Origin of the sequence: Streptomyces sp. NPDC088197 (assembly GCF_044741185.1) — a bacterium.
Taxonomy (GTDB): Bacteria; Actinomycetota; Actinomycetes; order Streptomycetales; family Streptomycetaceae; genus Actinacidiphila.
The window spans coordinates 197065-213241 of sequence record NZ_JBIUSD010000013.1 but is presented as its reverse complement, the minus strand read 5'-3'; the positions used below and the strand labels follow the sequence as shown (position 1 = coordinate 213241).

Sequence of the window (16177 nt, the reverse complement as noted above, 5' to 3'; positions counted from 1 at the left end):
CACCGGCCGGTGGTGGGTTGCTCGCGCAGTTCCTCGCGCCCCTGGCGGGGCGGGCCGTCTTTCGTCCGGGCGGTGAGCCGGTCTTTTGAGGGGCGCGGCCCGCCGCGACGCTCTCGCGGGTCACCACCCGCCCCGGTGGGGCGGTTCGGTGGTGTCCGGGCCACCGGCCGGTGGTGGGTTGCTCGCGCAGTTCCTCGCGCCCCTGGCGGGGCGGGCCGTCTTTCGTCCGGGCGGTGAGCCGGTCTTTTGAGGGGCGCGGGGAACTGCGCGGCCCGCCACGATGCTCTCGCAGGTCACCACCCGCCCCGGTGGGGCAGTTCGGTGGTGTCCGGACCACCGGCCCGGTGGGGGCTGGGTGCGCAGTTCCTGCGCCCCTAAAAGCGAGGCCCTGCGCGGTACCGGGGTCCTCAAGGCGAGGCGCTGTGTTGGCTGAACGCGCGCGGGGGGGCCGGGCATGGGGTGGGGGGACCTGCCCGGAGGGCTAGACTCGGGCGCATGTCCCTCGCCGCGCGTCTCGCCCCCGGTTGCCGCCCCCGCGGCTGCCGCGCGCCGGCGCGCAAGGTGCTGGGGCGCCGGGTGCGGTATGTGATCGGGTGCGAGCCCGGCCAGGTGAACGGCAGGCGATGGCGCCGCGGCTGAGCCGCGAGCACAGCCGCGTACGCACGACACGGACACGCGTACGCGTCCCCCCTTTCACCCGCGCCTGACGGCGCACAGCCAGGGATACCCCATGTCAGAAACGCACGACTTCTTCCATCCGGATCCGGACGGATCCGTCCCCACCCCCGCGGGCTACTTCGGCGCGTTCGGCGGCAAGTTCATCCCGGAGGCGCTGGTCGCCGCCGTGGACGAGGTGGCCGTCGAGTACGAGAAGGCGAAGACCGACCCCGCCTTCGCGGCCGAGCTGAACGACCTGATGGCCAACTACGCGGGCCGCCCGAGCGCCCTCACGGAGGTCCCCCGGTTCGCCGAGCAGGCGGGCGGGGCACGGGTCTTCCTCAAGCGGGAGGACCTGAACCACACCGGCTCGCACAAGATCAACAACGTGCTGGGCCAGACGCTGCTGACCAAGCGGATGGGCAAGACCCGCGTGATCGCGGAGACCGGCGCGGGCCAGCACGGCGTCGCCACCGCGACCGCCTGCGCGCTGTTCGGCCTCGACTGCACGATCTACATGGGCGAGATCGACACCCAGCGCCAGGCGCTCAACGTCGCGCGGATGCGGATGCTCGGCGCCGAGGTGGTCTCGGTGACCTCCGGCAGCCGGACGCTGAAGGACGCCATCAACGAGGCGTTCCGCGACTGGGTCGCCAACGTGGACCGCACGCACTACCTGTTCGGCACGGTCGCGGGACCGCACCCCTTCCCCGCGCTGGTCCGCGACTTCCACCGGGTGATCGGCGTCGAGGCGCGCCGCCAGCTCCTGGAGCGCACCGGCCGGCTGCCCGACGCCGCCGTCGCCTGCGTCGGCGGCGGCTCCAACGCCATGGGCCTCTTCCACGCCTTCCTGCCCGACACCGGGGTCCGGCTGGTCGGCTGCGAGCCCGCGGGCCACGGCGTGGCCACCGGGGAGCACGCGGCCACCCTCACCGAGGGCGAGCCGGGCATCCTGCACGGCTCGCGCTCCTACGTCCTCCAGGACGACGAGGGCCAGATCACCGAGCCGTACTCGATCTCGGCGGGTCTGGACTACCCCGGCGTCGGCCCCGAGCACTCGTACCTCAAGGACATCGGCCGCGCCGAATACCGCGCCGTCACCGACGACGAGGCGATGCAGGCCCTGCGGCTGCTGTCCCGTACCGAGGGCATCATCCCCGCCATCGAGAGCGCGCACGCCCTGGCCGGCGCCCTGGAGATCGGCCGCGAGCTGGGCCCCGAGGGCCTGGTGCTGGTGAACCTCTCCGGCCGCGGCGACAAGGACATGGACACGGCGGCCCGCTACTTCGGGCTGTACGACGCGACCGCCGAGGTCGACGAGGACAACGAGGTGGCGGTCAAGTGAGCGGGAACGTAGAGCTGTTGGACCGGGCGCTGGCCGACGCCAAGGCCGAGGGGCGGGCCGCGCTCGTGGCGTATCTGCCCGCCGGTTTCCCGACCGTGGACGGCGGGATCGAGGCCGTGAAGGCCGCCTTCGAAGGCGGCGCGGACATCGTCGAGGTCGGGCTGCCGCACAGCGACCCGGTGCTGGACGGGCCGGTCATCCAGACCGCCGACGACATCGCGCTCAACAAGAACCACGTGCGGATCGCCGACGTGCTGCGCACCGTACGCGAGGCGCACCAGGCCACCGGCAAGCCGGTGCTGGTCATGACGTACTGGAACCCGGTGGACCGCTACGGCGCCGAGCGGTTCGCGACCGAGCTGGCCGAGGCGGGCGGCGCGGGCTGCATCCTGCCCGACCTGCCGGTCGAGGAGTCCGAGGGGTGGCGGAAGGCGGCCGAGCAGCAGGGCCTGGCCACCGTCTTCGTCGTCGCTCCTTCCAGCCGTGACGAGCGGCTGGCGAAGATCACCGCGGCGGGCAGCGGCTTCGTCTACGCGGCCTCCCTGATGGGAGTCACCGGCACGCGGGAGAGCGTCGGCGAGCAGGCGTCCGACCTCGTGCGCCGCACCCGCGCCACCACGGACCTGCCGGTCTGCGTGGGCCTGGGCGTGTCGAACGCGGTGCAGGCCGCCGAGGTCGCGGCCTTCGCCGACGGTGTGATCGTCGGCTCGGCCTTCGTCAAGCGCATCCTCGACGCGGACGGCGACCTGCCCGCGGCCCTCACGGCCGTACGGGAACTGGCGGCGGAACTGGCCGCGGGCGTCCGCAAGCGCGGCTGACGGCACCGGCCGCGACCGTACGAAAGGAACCGGCCGCGCCCCGTACGACCGGCCCCGGCGTAACACGATGGGGCGAATCGCGGTGCGGGAAGGCGCTGAAGTGCCCTCCCGCACCGTTGGTCAGGGATGTGAGCCAGAAGAACCGAGACGGAAAGCGCAGCGCCCGCGAGGCCCTGTACGAACAGCGTGAGAAAGAGAAGGCCAGCGCCCGACGCAGGCGCACCATGGTGGTCGCGGGCGCGGTGGTCGCCGTGCTGGCCATCGCCGCCGTGATCGGGGTGGTGGTCGCCGACCACAAGGACAGCGGCGGCGGCTCCACCCCGGCCGCCGCGCCCAAGGGCGCCATCGGCAAGGACAATCTCGTCATCCCCGTCGGCGCCGCCGACGCGCCCTCGGTGCTGACGATCTACGAGGACTTCCGCTGCCCGGCGTGCGACGCCTTCGAGAAGGCGTTCACCCCGACCATCCACAGCCTTGAGGACAGCGGGCAGATCCGCACCGAATACCACCTGGTGACGCTCATCGACGGCAATCTCGGCGGCTCCGGCTCGCTGAACGCCGCCAATGCCGCCGCCTGCGCCCAGGACGCGGGCAAATTCCGCGCCTACCACGATGTGCTGTACGACAATCAGCCGGAGGAGCAGAGCGACACCTTCTCCGACAAGAACCACCTGCTCGACCTGGCGGGCAAGGTCAGCGGTCTGAAGACGCCGACCTTCACCGCGTGCGTCAACGGCGGCACCCACAACAGCTGGGTGAAGGCGTCGAACAGCGCCTTCGGGAAGTCCGGCTTCAACTCGACGCCGACGATCCTGCTCAACGGCAAGAGCGTCTACGGGAGCGGCAGCAATCTCACGCCCGACTCGCTGAAGCAGATGGTCACCGACGCGAACAAGGGCAAAAAGGCGGGTGCGGTGACCACCGCTCCGGCCTCCTGACAGGCCCGCTGAGGGGCCTGCCGAGGCTTGATTCCGGGCCTTTCGGCGTCCGAGGGGAATCCCCCGGAGGGGCCGGAGGAGTCCCGGCCGTTATCCATACGTAGCCGGGCGGGTTGCCGCACTTCCCGCCCGGCAAGGTAGCGTCGGTCATTGCCATGGAACTCGCATTCATTCCCAGCCCGTCGCACGGAGTCGTCCACCTCGGACCCATTCCGCTGCGCGGCTACGCGTTCTGCATCATCATCGGTGTCTTCGTAGCCGTATGGCTCGGCGGCAAGCGCTGGATCGCCCGCGGCGGCCGGGCGGGCACGGTCGCGGACATCGCCGTGTGGGCGGTGCCCTTCGGTCTGGTCGGCGGCCGGCTGTACCACGTGATCACCGATTACGAGCTGTACTTCACCAGTGGCAAGGACTGGGTCGACGCCTTCAAGATCTGGCAGGGCGGCCTGGGGATCTGGGGCGCCATCGCCTTCGGCGCGCTCGGCGCCTGGATCGCCTGCCGCCGCCGGGGGATCGCGCTGCCGGTCTACGCCGACGCCATCGCGCCGGGCATCGCCTTCGCCCAGGCGATCGGCCGCTGGGGCAACTGGTTCAACCAGGAGCTGTACGGCGGCCCGACCACGCTGCCCTGGGGCCTGAAGATCGACCCCGCGCACCGGCCGGAGAGCACGCCGGACATCGCCACGTACCACCCGACGTTCCTGTACGAGTCCCTGTGGTGCGTCGGCGTCGCCCTCCTGGTCATCTGGGCCGACCGCCGCTTCAAGCTCGGCCACGGGCGGGCCTTCGCCCTCTACGTCGCCGCGTACACGGTGGGCCGCGCCTGGATCGAGCACATGCGCGTGGACTACGCCCACCAGATCCTCGGCATGCGGCTCAACGACTGGACCGCGATCGTCGTCTTCATCGGCGCCGTCGTCTACCTCGTCGTCGTCGGCCGCAAGCGGCCCGGCCGCGAGGAGAACATCGAGCCTCTCGCCTCCGGCGACGGCCCCGACGACGCCTCGCCGCCGTCGTCCCACCCGGAAGCGGACGCGGACGACGCGGTCGACTCCTCCTCCGTCGAGGACGAGGCTTCCGTCGGTTCCGTCGACCCGAAGCGAGCCTCCGAGGCACTCTGATCTCGCGCCCCTGAGAAGCCCGTCACGCGCAGTGGCGGCGCACCTTCTCCAGGAGGAGAAAGGGCAGGTCAGGGCAGGCTTTCCTTGCTGGCGGCGCATCGCATTCGAGCGTACGGTCGAATGGATTCGTGGTCGTGCGGCCTCGCGGGAGGCTGCCTGGGGAGGGGTGGGGACGGATGTCAACGGCTGTCGAGGAGACGACGGCGGCGCCGTATCACGTACCGCACCACTCGCACCGTGACGTGAGCGGCGGCTGGCTGCGCCCGGCGGTGTTCGGGGCGATGGACGGCCTGGTGTCGAATCTGGCGCTGATGACGGGAGTGGCGGGCGGCGACGTCTCGTCGCGCACCATCGTGGTGACCGGGCTCGCGGGCCTGGCGGCGGGCGCCTTCTCGATGGCGGCGGGGGAGTACACGTCGGTGGCCTCCCAGCGGGAGCTGGTCGAGGCCGAGCTGGAGATCGAGCGGATCGAGCTGCGCCGCCACCCGGAGGCGGAGCTGCGGGAGCTGGCCGAGCTGTACGTCTCGCGCGGTGTGGAGCCGAAGCTCGCCCGCGAGGTGGCCAGGCAGCTCTCCGTCGACCCGGAGCGGGCGCTGGAGATACACGCCCGCGAGGAACTGGGCGTGGACCCGACCGACCTGCCGTCGCCGCTGGTCGCGGCGGCCTCCTCCTTCGTCGCCTTCGCGCTGGGCGCCCTGCTGCCCGTACTGCCGTATCTGCTCGGCGGCGACTCGCTGTGGCCCGCGGCCGTCCTCGCGCTGGCCGGACTGTTCGGCTGTGGTGCGGCCGTGGCCCGGGTGACCGCGCGTTCCTGGTGGTACAGCGGGGTTCGGCAGCTGCTGTTGGGCGCGGCGGCCGGCGGGGTTACCTTCGTATTGGGCGCGCTTATCGGCACAGCGGTCGGCTGACCACTCCGAACGGTCTGAACGGCCGACCGGTGCGGTCGGCCCACTGGTCCGATCGGGTGATCGGCGATGTGCCGTGCGCCCGCTCCACCGGACTCGGGAAACCCACAGGAAACCAGCGGCCACAAGCCTCATGTTTCCCCGTCGTTTCAGTAGCCGTCGCACGGGGCATTACCCGGTGGCGCACCGGCAGAAAGCGGCCCGGTGGCGCGCTGGACCCGGCCGGAAAACCTCCGACACGGCGCTGGCCTGATCTGTTCGCTCCACCCCTCATCATGTCCACATGCTGGAACTGAGTATCCGCTTCTCGAACACTCGTCCATCATGTAACCTGCACGAAATCGCAGAGGGCCAACGTCGTCCCTGTTGCGCATGCCTGGGAACAGGCAATGCATACAAGCCAAAGACGACGACGGGAGAGCCATGCGTTCGCGTTCCGCGTTCATGGACGGGCGCCCCGCCCCGCAGGGGATGTACGACCCCCGCAACGAGCACGACGCCTGTGGCGTCGGTTTCGTGGCCACCCTCACCGGCGAGGCGAGCCATGGGCTCGTGGAGCAGGCGCTGACCGTTCTGCGCAATCTGGAGCATCGTGGTGCCACCGGCGCCGAGCCCGACTCGGGTGACGGCGCGGGCATCCTCCTCCAGATCCCGGACGCCTTCCTGCGCGAGGCCGCCGGCTTCGCGCTGCCCGACCAGGGCCACTACGCGGTCGGCCTCGCCTTCCTCCCGGTCGAGACCGAGGACCGCGCCAAGGCCGTCGACGCCATCGAGCGGATCGCCGCGGAAGAGGGCCTGACCGTACTCGGCTGGCGCGAGGTCCCGGTCGCCCCCGAACTGCTGGGCACCACCTCCCGCTCGACGATGCCGTACTTCTCGCAGCTCTTCGTCGCCGACAGCGCCGGCGCCGCCTCCGGCATCGACCTCGACCGGCCCGCCTTCGTCCTGCGCAAGCGCGCCGAGCGCGAGGCCGACGTGTACTTCCCGTCGCTGTCCGCACGCACGATCGTGTACAAGGGCATGCTGACCACGGGGCAGCTCGAACCGTTCTTCCCCGACCTGTCCGACCCGCGGTTCGCCACCGCCATCGCGCTGGTCCACTCGCGCTTCTCCACCAACACCTTCCCGAGCTGGCCGCTCGCCCACCCGTACCGCTTCGTCGCGCACAACGGTGAGATCAACACCGTCAAGGGCAACAGGAACTGGATGCGGGCCCGCGAGTCGCAGCTCGCCAGCGACCTCTTCGGCCCGGCGGGCGGCGGCCAGGGCGGCGACCTGGAGCGGATCTTCCCGATCTGTACGCCCGGCGCCTCCGACACCGCGTCCTTCGACGAGGTGCTGGAACTGCTGCACCTCGGCGGCCGGTCGCTGCCGCACAGCGTGCTGATGATGATCCCCGAGGCGTGGGAGAACCACGAGTCGATGGACCCGGCGCGGCACGCCTTCTACCAGTACCACTCCACGCTGATGGAGCCCTGGGACGGCCCGGCCTGCGTCACCTTCACCGACGGCTCCGTCGTCGGCGCGGTCCTGGACCGCAACGGCCTGCGCCCCGGCCGCTACTGGGTCACCGACGACGGCCTGGTCGTGCTCGCCTCCGAGTCCGGCGTCCTGGACATCGCCCCGGAGAAGGTGACCCGCAAGGGCCGCCTCCAGCCCGGCCGGATGTTCCTGGTCGACACCGTCCAGCACCGGATCGTCGAGGACGACGAGATCAAGGCGGGCATCGCCGCGGAGAACCCGTACGCCGACTGGCTGGAAGCCGGGCTGATCAACCTCTCCGACCTGCCCGAGCGCGAGCACATCGTGCACACCCACGCCTCGGTCACCCGCCGCCAGCAGACCTTCGGCTACACCGAGGAAGAGCTGCGGATCATCCTCGCGCCGATGGCCAGGACCGGCGGCGAACCGCTCGGCTCGATGGGCACCGACTCGCCGATCGCGGCGCTCTCCGAGCGCCCCCGGCTGCTCTTCGACTACTTCACCCAGCTCTTCGCGCAGGTCACCAACCCGCCGCTGGACGCCATCCGCGAGGAACTGGTCACCTCGCTGATCTCCACCATCGGCCCGTCGGGCAACCTGCTGGAGCCCAGCCCGGCCTCCTGTCGCAACATCACCCTGCCGTTCCCGGTGATCGACAACGACGAGCTGGCCAAGCTCATCCACGTCAACGCCGACGGCGACCTGCCCGGGCTCAAGGGCGCCACCCTGTCCGGCCTCTACCGGGTCACCGGCGGCGGCCAGGCACTGGCCGCCCGGCTCGCCGAGATCTGCGCCGAGGCCGACGCCGCCATAGAGGACGGCGCCCGCCTGATCGTGCTCTCCGACCGGCACTCCGACGCCGAGCACGCGCCGATCCCGTCGCTGCTGCTCACCTCCGCCGTGCACCACCACCTGATCCGCACCAAGCAGCGCACCCAGGTCGGCCTCCTCGTCGAGGCGGGCGACGTGCGCGAGGTGCACCACGTGGCGCTGCTCATCGGCTACGGCGCCGCGGCCGTCAACCCCTACCTGGCCATGGAGTCCGTCGAGGACCTGGTCAGGGCGGGCACCTTCCTGCCCGGCGTCGAGGTCGAGACCGCGCTGAAGAACCTGATCAAGGCGCTCGGCAAGGGCGTGCTGAAGGTCATGTCCAAGATGGGCATCTCCACCGTCGCCTCCTACCGCGGCGCGCAGGTCTTCGAGGCGGTCGGCCTGGAGTCCGACTTCGTCGACAGCTACTTCCACGGCACCGACACCAAGATCGGCGGCGCGGGCATCGACGTCGTCGCGCAGGAGGTCGCCGCCCGGCACGCCAAGGCGTACCCGCTGTCCGGCATCGCCGCCGCGCACCGCAGGCTCGACATCGGCGGCGAGTACCAGTGGCGCCGCGAGGGCGAACCGCACCTGTTCGACCCCGACACCGTCTTCCGGCTCCAGCACGCCACCCGCACCCGGCGCTACGACATCTTCAAGCAGTACACGCAGCGGGTGAACGAGCAGTCCGAGCGGCTGATGACGCTGCGCGGCCTGTTCGGGCTGAAGAACGACCGCGGCCCGGTCCCGATCGACGAGGTCGAGCCGGTCTCCGAGATCGTCAAGCGCTTCTCCACCGGCGCCATGTCGTACGGCTCGATCTCGCGCGAGGCGCACGAGACGCTCGCCATCGCCATGAACCAGCTCGGCGGCAAGTCCAACACCGGTGAGGGCGGCGAGGACGCCGACCGGCTGTACGACCCGGCCCGGCGCAGCGCCATCAAGCAGGTCGCCTCCGGCCGCTTCGGCGTGACGTCGGAGTACCTGGTCAACGCCGACGACATCCAGATCAAGATGGCCCAGGGCGCCAAGCCCGGCGAGGGCGGTCAGCTCCCCGGCCACAAGGTCTACCCGTGGATCGCCGGCACCCGGCACTCCACCGCGGGCGTCGGCCTGATCTCGCCGCCGCCGCACCACGACATCTACTCCATCGAGGACCTCGCCCAGCTCATCCACGACCTGAAGAACGCCAACCCCAAGGCGCGCGTTCACGTCAAGCTGGTCTCCGAGGTCGGCGTCGGCACCGTCGCGGCCGGTGTGTCCAAGGCCCACGCGGACGTCGTCCTGATCTCGGGACACGACGGCGGTACGGGCGCCTCGCCGCTCACCTCGCTCAAGCACGCGGGCGGCCCCTGGGAGCTGGGCCTGGCCGAGACCCAGCAGACGCTGCTGCTCAACGGCTTGCGGGACCGTATCGTCGTGCAGACCGACGGCCAGCTCAAGACCGGCCGGGACGTCGTCATCGCCGCGCTCCTCGGGGCCGAGGAGTTCGGCTTCGCGACCGCGCCGCTGGTGGTCTCCGGCTGCGTCATGATGCGCGTCTGCCACCTCGACACCTGTCCGGTCGGCGTCGCCACCCAGAACCCGGTGCTGCGCGACCGCTTCACCGGCAAGCCCGAATTCGTCGTGAACTTCTTCGAGTTCATCGCGGAGGAGGTCCGCGAGATCCTCGCCGAGCTGGGCTTCCGCTCCATCGAGGAAGCCGTCGGCCACGCCGAGCTGATCGACGCCGACCACGCCGTGGAGCACTGGAAGGCGCAGGGCCTCGACCTCGCCCCGCTGCTGTACGTGCCGGAGCTGCCCGAGGGCGCGGTGCTGCACCGTACCGTCGAGCAGGACCACGGCCTGGACCGCGCCCTGGACAACGAGCTGATCCGGCTCGCCGCCGAGGCGCTGGAGTCCGGCGCCCCGGTCCGCGCGCAGGTGCCGATCCGCAACGTCAACCGCACGGTCGGCACCATGCTGGGCCACGAGGTGACCAAGAAGTACGGCGGCGCGGGCCTGCCCGACGACACCATCGACGTCACCTTCACCGGCTCCGCCGGCCAGTCCTTCGGCGCGTTCCTGCCCCGGGGCGTCACCCTGCGGCTCGAAGGCGACGCCAACGACTACGTCGGCAAGGGCCTGTCCGGCGGCCGGGTCATCGTCCGCCCCGACCGCGGCGCCGACCACCTCGCCGAGTACTCCACCATCGCGGGCAACACCATCGCGTACGGCGCGACCAGCGGCGAGCTGTTCCTGCGCGGCCGTACCGGCGAGCGGTTCTGCGTCCGCAACTCCGGCGCGACCGTCGTCTCCGAAGGCGTCGGCGACCACGGCTGCGAGTACATGACCGGCGGCCGGGCCGTCGTCCTCGGCGCCACCGGGCGCAACTTCGCGGCCGGTATGTCCGGCGGCATCGCCTACGTCCTCGACCTCGACCCCGGCGCCGTCAACTTCGGGATGGTCGGCGTCGAGTCGCTGGACGCGGGCGACATCACGTGGCTGCACGATGTCGTGCGCCGCCACTTCGAGGAGACCGGCTCCACCGTCGCCGAGCGGCTGCTCGCCGACTGGGGCGGCGCCCTCACCCGCTTCGGCAAGGTCATGCCGAGGGACTACAAGGCAGTGCTCGCCGCCAAGAACGCCGCCGAGCAGGCCGGACTCTCCGAGTCCGAGACCACCGCGAAGATGATGGAGGCGGCAAATGGCTGACCCCAAGGGCTTCCTCACCACCCCGCGTGAGACCGCTCCGACCCGCCCGGTCGAGGAGCGCCGGCAGGACTGGAAAGAGGTCTACGTCCCCGGCGGCCTGCTGCCGATCATCAGCAAGCAGGCCGGACGCTGCATGGACTGCGGCATCCCGTTCTGTCACAACGGCTGTCCGCTGGGGAATCTGATCCCCGAGTGGAACGACTACGCCTACCGCGAGGACTGGACCGAGGCCAGCGAGCGGCTGCACGCCACCAACAACTTCCCGGAGTTCACCGGGCGGCTGTGCCCCGCGCCGTGCGAGTCGGCCTGCGTGCTGGGCATCAACCAGCCCGCCGTCACCATCAAGAACGTCGAAGTCACCATCATCGACAAGGCGTGGGACAACGGCGACGTCACCCCGCAGCCGCCGGACCGGCTGTCCGGCAAGACCGTCGCCGTGATCGGCTCGGGCCCCGCGGGCCTGGCCGCCGCCCAGCAGCTCACCCGCGCCGGGCACACCGTCGCGGTCTACGAGCGCGCCGACCGGATCGGCGGACTGCTGCGCTACGGCATCCCCGAATTCAAGATGGAGAAGCGCCACATCAACCGGCGCATCGAGCAGATGCGCGCCGAGGGCACCAAATTCCGCACCGGAGTGCAGATCGGCGTCGACCTCGACGCGGCCAAGCTCGCCAAGCGGTACGACGCGGTGGTCATCGCGGCCGGCGCGACCGTCTCCCGCGACCTGCCCGCACCCGGCCGTGAGCTGGGCGGCATCCACTTCGCGATGGAGTACCTCCCGCTGGCCAACAAGGTGCAGGAGGGCGACTTCGTCTCCCCGCCGATCACCGCGCAGGGCAAGCACGTCGTCGTCATCGGCGGCGGCGACACCGGCGCGGACTGCGTCGGCACCGCCCACCGGCAGGGCGCGGCCTCGGTCACCCAGCTCGAGATCATGCCGCGGCCGTCCGACGACCGGCCCGCGGGCCAGCCGTGGCCGACGATGCCCGCCGTCTACAAGGTGACCTCGGCGCACGAGGAGGGCGGCGAGCGGGTCTACGCCGTCAACACCATGAAGTTCGAGGGCGACGAGAACGGCAACGTCAAGGCGCTGCACCTGGTCGAGGTGGCCTTCCAGGACGGGAAGTTCGTCCCGCAGGAGGGCACCGAGCGGGTCATCCCCGCCGAGCTGGTCACCCTCGCGATGGGCTTCACCGGCACCGACCAGTCCAACGGCCTGGTCGACCAGCTCGGTCTGGCGCTGGACGCCCGCGGCAACATCGCGCGCGACGCCTCGTACGCGACCAACGTCGACGGTGTCTTCGTCGCCGGTGACGCCGGGCGCGGCCAGTCGCTCATCGTCTGGGCCATCGCCGAGGGCCGCTCCGCCGCGAAGGCCGTCGACTCCTACCTCACCGGCCTGGCCTCGGCCCTGCACGCCCCCATCCGCCCGACCGACCGGCCCCTCATGGTCTGACGTCGCGTCCGGACGGTCCCGACTGTCCCACCCCGCTCCGCACAATGGCGTGCGGAGCGCGCAACACCGCAGCGCCCGCCACTCCCCGACCAAGGAGGCGGGCGTTGTGCTTTTCCCCTCGCGGCGGGGCGGTGCCGCGTTCTTTGGGGCACGAACCCGCCGTGCGAACAGCGCGCCCCCGGCAGGGTCACGTGTCGACGTCCAGCTCCGTCTTGCACAGGGCGCACCGGGCGCGCAGACGCCCCCGGCAGGGGACGCGGATGCGCTGGAAGCAGGTGGGGCACGGGAAGGAGACCCGTACCGTGCCGGAGGGCGCGGCCTCGAACGCGTAGTCCGGGCCGGAGGCCAGCGCGCGGCGGTCCTTGGCGTACCGTCGGCGGGCCGCCCAGCCCGACGCTGCCAGGGGAGCGCGGCGCACGTCCTGCTGGGCGCGGGCCAGCCCCGCGCGGTAGGCGTCGCGGGCCTGGGTGCTGCGGAACCACGGCTCGATGTCGTCGCCGAAGGCCGCCGCGCGCTTGGCCAGCACGTAGCCGAACTCCTCCGGCGTGAGATAGCCGAGCTTGTACGCCGACATCATCAGCCGCTCGCCGCGGATCGCGGCCTCCTCGCGGTACGCGTCCAGCAGCAGCCAGCCCGCGCCCAGATACGCGGTGGCGGTGTCGGTCAGAATCTCGTTGTCCCGGGTGCCGGGGAACTCCAGACCGAGCCGGTGCAGGTAGACGTGCATGACCTCGTGGGCGAGCGCCGCCCCGACATCGCGCCGGTCGGTCCTGAACCGCGAGTGCAGCTCGATGAAGTACTCGGGCCCCGCGGCCAGCTCCACATTGCCCGCGTGCACCATGTCGCGGAAGCTCACGACCATCCGCGCGTCCGGCAGCCGGAAGTGCTGCACCATGACGCGCGCCACCCGCTGCGCGCCCAGATACAGGTCCTCGTCCGCGGGGAAGTCCACCAGCTCGGGATGGACGCTGGTGGCGAACCTGGCCACCCCGTCGCCCGACAGCCGCCGGTAGAGCGCGGTGAGCGCGGACCGCACCGTGTCGATGTGCGGGAAACCGTGCACGATGGCCCCGCCACCGGCCGTCGACGACGCGCTGGGTCCAGCCTGCTCGGCCATGAACACCTCCCCGTACCCACCGAGCCTACGCGTCGGCCCGCGCCGTTGTCGCCGCCATCGGCGGCCTCGGCGTCCCGCGGCGGCGGCCTCGCGGGGGTACCAGGTGACGGAGCCGCCGACGTGCGGCAGCATGTGCGACATGCCTGCTCTGACCCGCGCCGAGGCCGAGACCCGCGCCAGCGATCTGACCGTCCGCCACTACGCGATCGACCTCGATCTCACCCGAGGGGAGGACGTCTTCGGCTCGACCTCGGTGATCACCTTCACCGCCGACCGCGCCTGCGACACCTTCGCGGAACTCAAGCCCGCCGCACTGCGCCGCGTCGTGCTCGACGGCACGGAACTCGACCCGGCCACGCTGGACGACAACCGCCTCCCGCTGCCCGGCCTCGCCGCCGGGGACCACGAACTGCGGGTCGAGGCCGACATGCGGTACTCGCACACCGGCGAGGGCATGCACCGCTTCACCGACCCCGCCGACGGGGAGACGTACGTCTACACCCAGCTCTTCATGGAAGACGTGCAGCGTGTCGCCGCCGCCTTCGACCAGCCGGACCTCAAGGCCGTGTTCGAGGTCACGGTGACCGCGCCGCCGCAGTGGACGGTCCTCGGCAACGCGCTCACCACCCGTACCGGCCGGACGCCCGCGGGCGACGGGCGCTGGACGATGGCCGCGACCCCGCCGATCTCCACGTATCTGCTCGCCGTCGCCGCGGGACCCTGGCACTCGGTACGCACCGAGCACGCCGGGCTGCCCTTCGGCCTGCACTGCCGCCGCTCGCTCGCCCCGCACCTGGACCGGGACGCCGACGAGCTGTTCGACATCACCCGCCGCTGCTTCGACCGCTACCACGAGCTGTTCGCGGAGCCGTACCCCTTCGACTCCTACGACCAGGCGTTCGTCCCCGAGTTCAACGCGGGCGCGATGGAGAACCCCGGACTGGTCACCTTCCGCGACGAGTTCGTCTTCCGCTCGGCCTTCACGCCCACCGAGGCGCAGTTCCGGGCCGTCGTCATCGCGCACGAGATGGCGCACATGTGGTTCGGCGACCTGGTGACGCTGCGCTGGTGGGACGACATCTGGCTGAACGAGTCCTTCGCCGAGTACATGGGCTTCCAAGTCCTGTCCGAGGCCACCGACTTCACCGGCACCTGGACCGACTTCGCCGTCGCCCGCAAGGCGTGGGGCACCGACGCCGACCAGCGGCCCTCCACCCACCCGGTGGCCCCCGACCCCGAGGCCGTCCCCGACACCGCCTCCGCGCTCAACAACTTCGACGGCATCTCGTACGCCAAGGGCGCCTCCGCGCTGCGCCAACTCGTCGCCTGGCTCGGCCAGGAGGACTTCCTCGCCGGGATCAACGAGCACTTCGCCCGGCACCGCTTCGGCAACGCCAACCTCGCCGACTTCATCGACTCGCTGGCCGGCGCCACCGAACGCGACGTGCCCGGCTGGGCCGCCGCCTGGCTGCGCACCAGCGGCGTCGACACGCTCACGCCCGCCACCGTGGCCACCTCCGACAGCGGCTGGCGGCTGGAGATCAGCCACAGCGGAGACCGCCCGCACCGGATCGCCGTCGGCCTGTACGACCGGGCCGCCGACGACCCCGCGCGGCTCGTGCCGCGCGACCGGCTCACCGTCGACATCGACGCGAACGCCGCCGTCAGCGCGCACGAACTGCCCGGCACCAGGCCCGATGTGGTGCTGCTCAACGACGGCGACCTCTCCTTCGCCAAGGTCCGCTTCGACGAACACACCTGGGAGACGCTGGAGGAGACGCTCAGCGGGCTGCCCGAACCGCTCAGCCGGGCCGTCACCTGGTGCGCGGCCCGCGATCTCGTACGCGACGCGAAGATCGCCCCGCGCGACTATCTGGCCCTGGTCGCACGGCAGTTGCCCGCCGAGACCGACCCGGCGCTGGTCGAGGCGGTCCTCACCTTCGCGCGTACGCAGGTCGCCGACCGCTACCTCGACCCGGCGCTGCGCCCCGACGCCCTCGGCAAGCTCGCCGCCACCAGCCGGGCGCTGCTCGCCGACGGCGGCCCCGGGGTCCGGCTCACCGCCACCCGCACGCTCATCGACAGCGCCGTCACCGCGGGCGAGGCGGCCGTACTGCGCGAGTGGTACGACGACGGCAAGATTCCCGGCGCCGCGGACCTCGACGCCGAGCTGCGCTGGAAGGCGCTGCTGCGGCTCGCCGTCCTCGGGCACGCCACCGCCGCCGACATCGACGCCGAGCTGGCCCGCGACCCCAGCGGCACCGGTCGTGAGGGCGCCGCCCGCTGCCGGGCCGCCCTGCCGGACGAGGCGGCCAAGGAGGCCGCCTGGGCGTCGATGTTCCACGACGACACCCTGTCCAACTACCTCTTCGCGGCCACCGCCCAGGGCTTCTGGCACCCCGAACAGGACGCCCTGCTCAGCCCGTTCGTCCCGCGCTTCTACCCCGATGCCATCGCCGTCACCGGCCGTCGGGGCGCGGCCATCGCCGAGGCCATCAGCCGCTACGGCTTCCCCTCGGAGGTCGTCACCGAATCCGCCCTCGGACTCGGCCGCACCGCTCTCTCCGACTCCACCCTCATCCCCGCTCTCCGCCGTGCCCTCACCGACCGCCTCGACGACCTCTCGCGTGCCGCGCGCATCAGGTCCACCTGGTAGCCCAGCCCCCCGAGACGGTTCCTTCACCGGGCCCGGTGGGCCGATCTCTCCAGGGGCGCGGGACCCGCGCGACCTCGCGCCCCAGGACGGTTCCCTTGCACTAGGCGGCACGCCGGTCTTTTAGGGCCTTGCGCCCCAGGGCGGTTGCTTTGCCGGGGCGCCAGCCACGTGTTTT

General features: G+C 71.5%; 10 protein-coding genes. 9 read left to right on the top strand and 1 reads right to left on the bottom strand.

Going from position 1 to position 16177, the window contains the following annotated elements; all coding sequences use genetic code 11:
- Window positions 1–495 precede the first annotated feature (495 nt).
- The 8 genes from trpM (at window position 496) to ACIOC1_RS27415 (ending at window position 12229) form a co-directional block, all read left to right on the top strand.
- On the top strand, window positions 496–639 hold the full coding sequence (trpM, locus tag ACIOC1_RS27450; RefSeq protein ID WP_391044025.1) for a tryptophan biosynthesis modulator TrpM: 144 nt from the start codon (window positions 496–498) through the stop codon (window positions 637–639).
- Window positions 640–730: 91 nt separating this feature from the next.
- On the top strand, window positions 731–2002 hold the full coding sequence (gene trpB, locus ACIOC1_RS27445) for a tryptophan synthase subunit beta (protein WP_355334003.1): 1272 nt from the start codon (window positions 731–733) through the stop codon (window positions 2000–2002).
- Window positions 1999–2820 carry a tryptophan synthase subunit alpha gene (gene trpA / locus ACIOC1_RS27440; RefSeq protein WP_355334000.1) on the top strand — a complete coding sequence of 274 codons (822 nt, stop codon included), beginning with the start codon at window positions 1999–2001 and terminating at the stop codon, window positions 2818–2820. The genes trpB and trpA overlap by 4 nt, the downstream gene beginning before the upstream one ends.
- A gap of 128 nt (window positions 2821–2948) precedes the next feature.
- A complete protein-coding gene (locus ACIOC1_RS27435; protein WP_355333997.1) occupies window positions 2949–3758 on the top strand; it encodes a thioredoxin domain-containing protein in 810 nt (269 codons plus the stop codon).
- A gap of 155 nt (window positions 3759–3913) precedes the next feature.
- Entirely contained in the window at window positions 3914–4879 is a 966-nt protein-coding gene (lgt, locus tag ACIOC1_RS27430) for a prolipoprotein diacylglyceryl transferase (protein ID WP_401856629.1), read from the top strand.
- A 176-nt stretch (window positions 4880–5055) separates the two neighbouring features.
- Window positions 5056–5787 (top strand): VIT1/CCC1 transporter family protein, encoded by a 732-nt coding sequence (locus tag ACIOC1_RS27425; RefSeq protein ID WP_355333991.1) that lies wholly within the window; start codon window positions 5056–5058, stop codon window positions 5785–5787.
- Window positions 5788–6207: 420 nt separating this feature from the next.
- Entirely contained in the window at window positions 6208–10773 is a 4566-nt protein-coding gene (gene gltB / locus ACIOC1_RS27420) for a glutamate synthase large subunit (RefSeq protein WP_355333988.1), read from the top strand.
- On the top strand, window positions 10766–12229 hold the full coding sequence (locus tag ACIOC1_RS27415) for a glutamate synthase subunit beta (RefSeq protein WP_355333986.1): 1464 nt from the start codon (window positions 10766–10768) through the stop codon (window positions 12227–12229). Before gltB ends, ACIOC1_RS27415 begins: the two co-directional genes overlap by 8 nt.
- Window positions 12230–12416: 187 nt before the next feature.
- Here the strand turns inward: ACIOC1_RS27415 and ACIOC1_RS27410 are convergent, their stop codons facing one another.
- Window positions 12417–13346: a hypothetical protein gene (locus ACIOC1_RS27410; RefSeq protein ID WP_401856628.1), complete on the bottom strand. Its 930-nt coding sequence runs from the start codon at window positions 13344–13346 to the stop codon at window positions 12417–12419.
- A gap of 139 nt (window positions 13347–13485) precedes the next feature.
- Between ACIOC1_RS27410 and pepN the strand changes: the two genes are divergently transcribed.
- The gene (pepN, locus tag ACIOC1_RS27405) at window positions 13486–16002 is read left to right on the top strand and encodes an aminopeptidase N (protein ID WP_401856627.1); all 2517 of its coding nucleotides are present in this window, start codon (window positions 13486–13488) and stop codon (window positions 16000–16002) included.
- Window positions 16003–16177: the final 175 nt, after the last annotated feature.

Bases quoted from the DNA above. Each gene is read 5' to 3' on its own strand.
- lgt (WP_401856629.1), top strand. From the start codon at position 3,914: ATGGAACTCGCATTCATTCCCAGCCCGTCGCACGGAGTCGTCCACCTC.
- ACIOC1_RS27415 (WP_355333986.1), top strand. From the start codon at position 10,766: ATGGCTGACCCCAAGGGCTTCCTCACCACCCCGCGTGAGACCGCTCCG.
- ACIOC1_RS27425 (WP_355333991.1), top strand. From the start codon at position 5,056: ATGTCAACGGCTGTCGAGGAGACGACGGCGGCGCCGTATCACGTACCG.
- pepN (WP_401856627.1), top strand. From the start codon at position 13,486: ATGCCTGCTCTGACCCGCGCCGAGGCCGAGACCCGCGCCAGCGATCTG.
- ACIOC1_RS27410 (WP_401856628.1), bottom strand. From the start codon at position 13,346: ATGGCCGAGCAGGCTGGACCCAGCGCGTCGTCGACGGCCGGTGGCGGG.
- gltB (WP_355333988.1), top strand. From the start codon at position 6,208: ATGCGTTCGCGTTCCGCGTTCATGGACGGGCGCCCCGCCCCGCAGGGG.
- trpB (WP_355334003.1), top strand. From the start codon at position 731: ATGTCAGAAACGCACGACTTCTTCCATCCGGATCCGGACGGATCCGTC.
- trpM (WP_391044025.1), top strand. From the start codon at position 496: ATGTCCCTCGCCGCGCGTCTCGCCCCCGGTTGCCGCCCCCGCGGCTGC.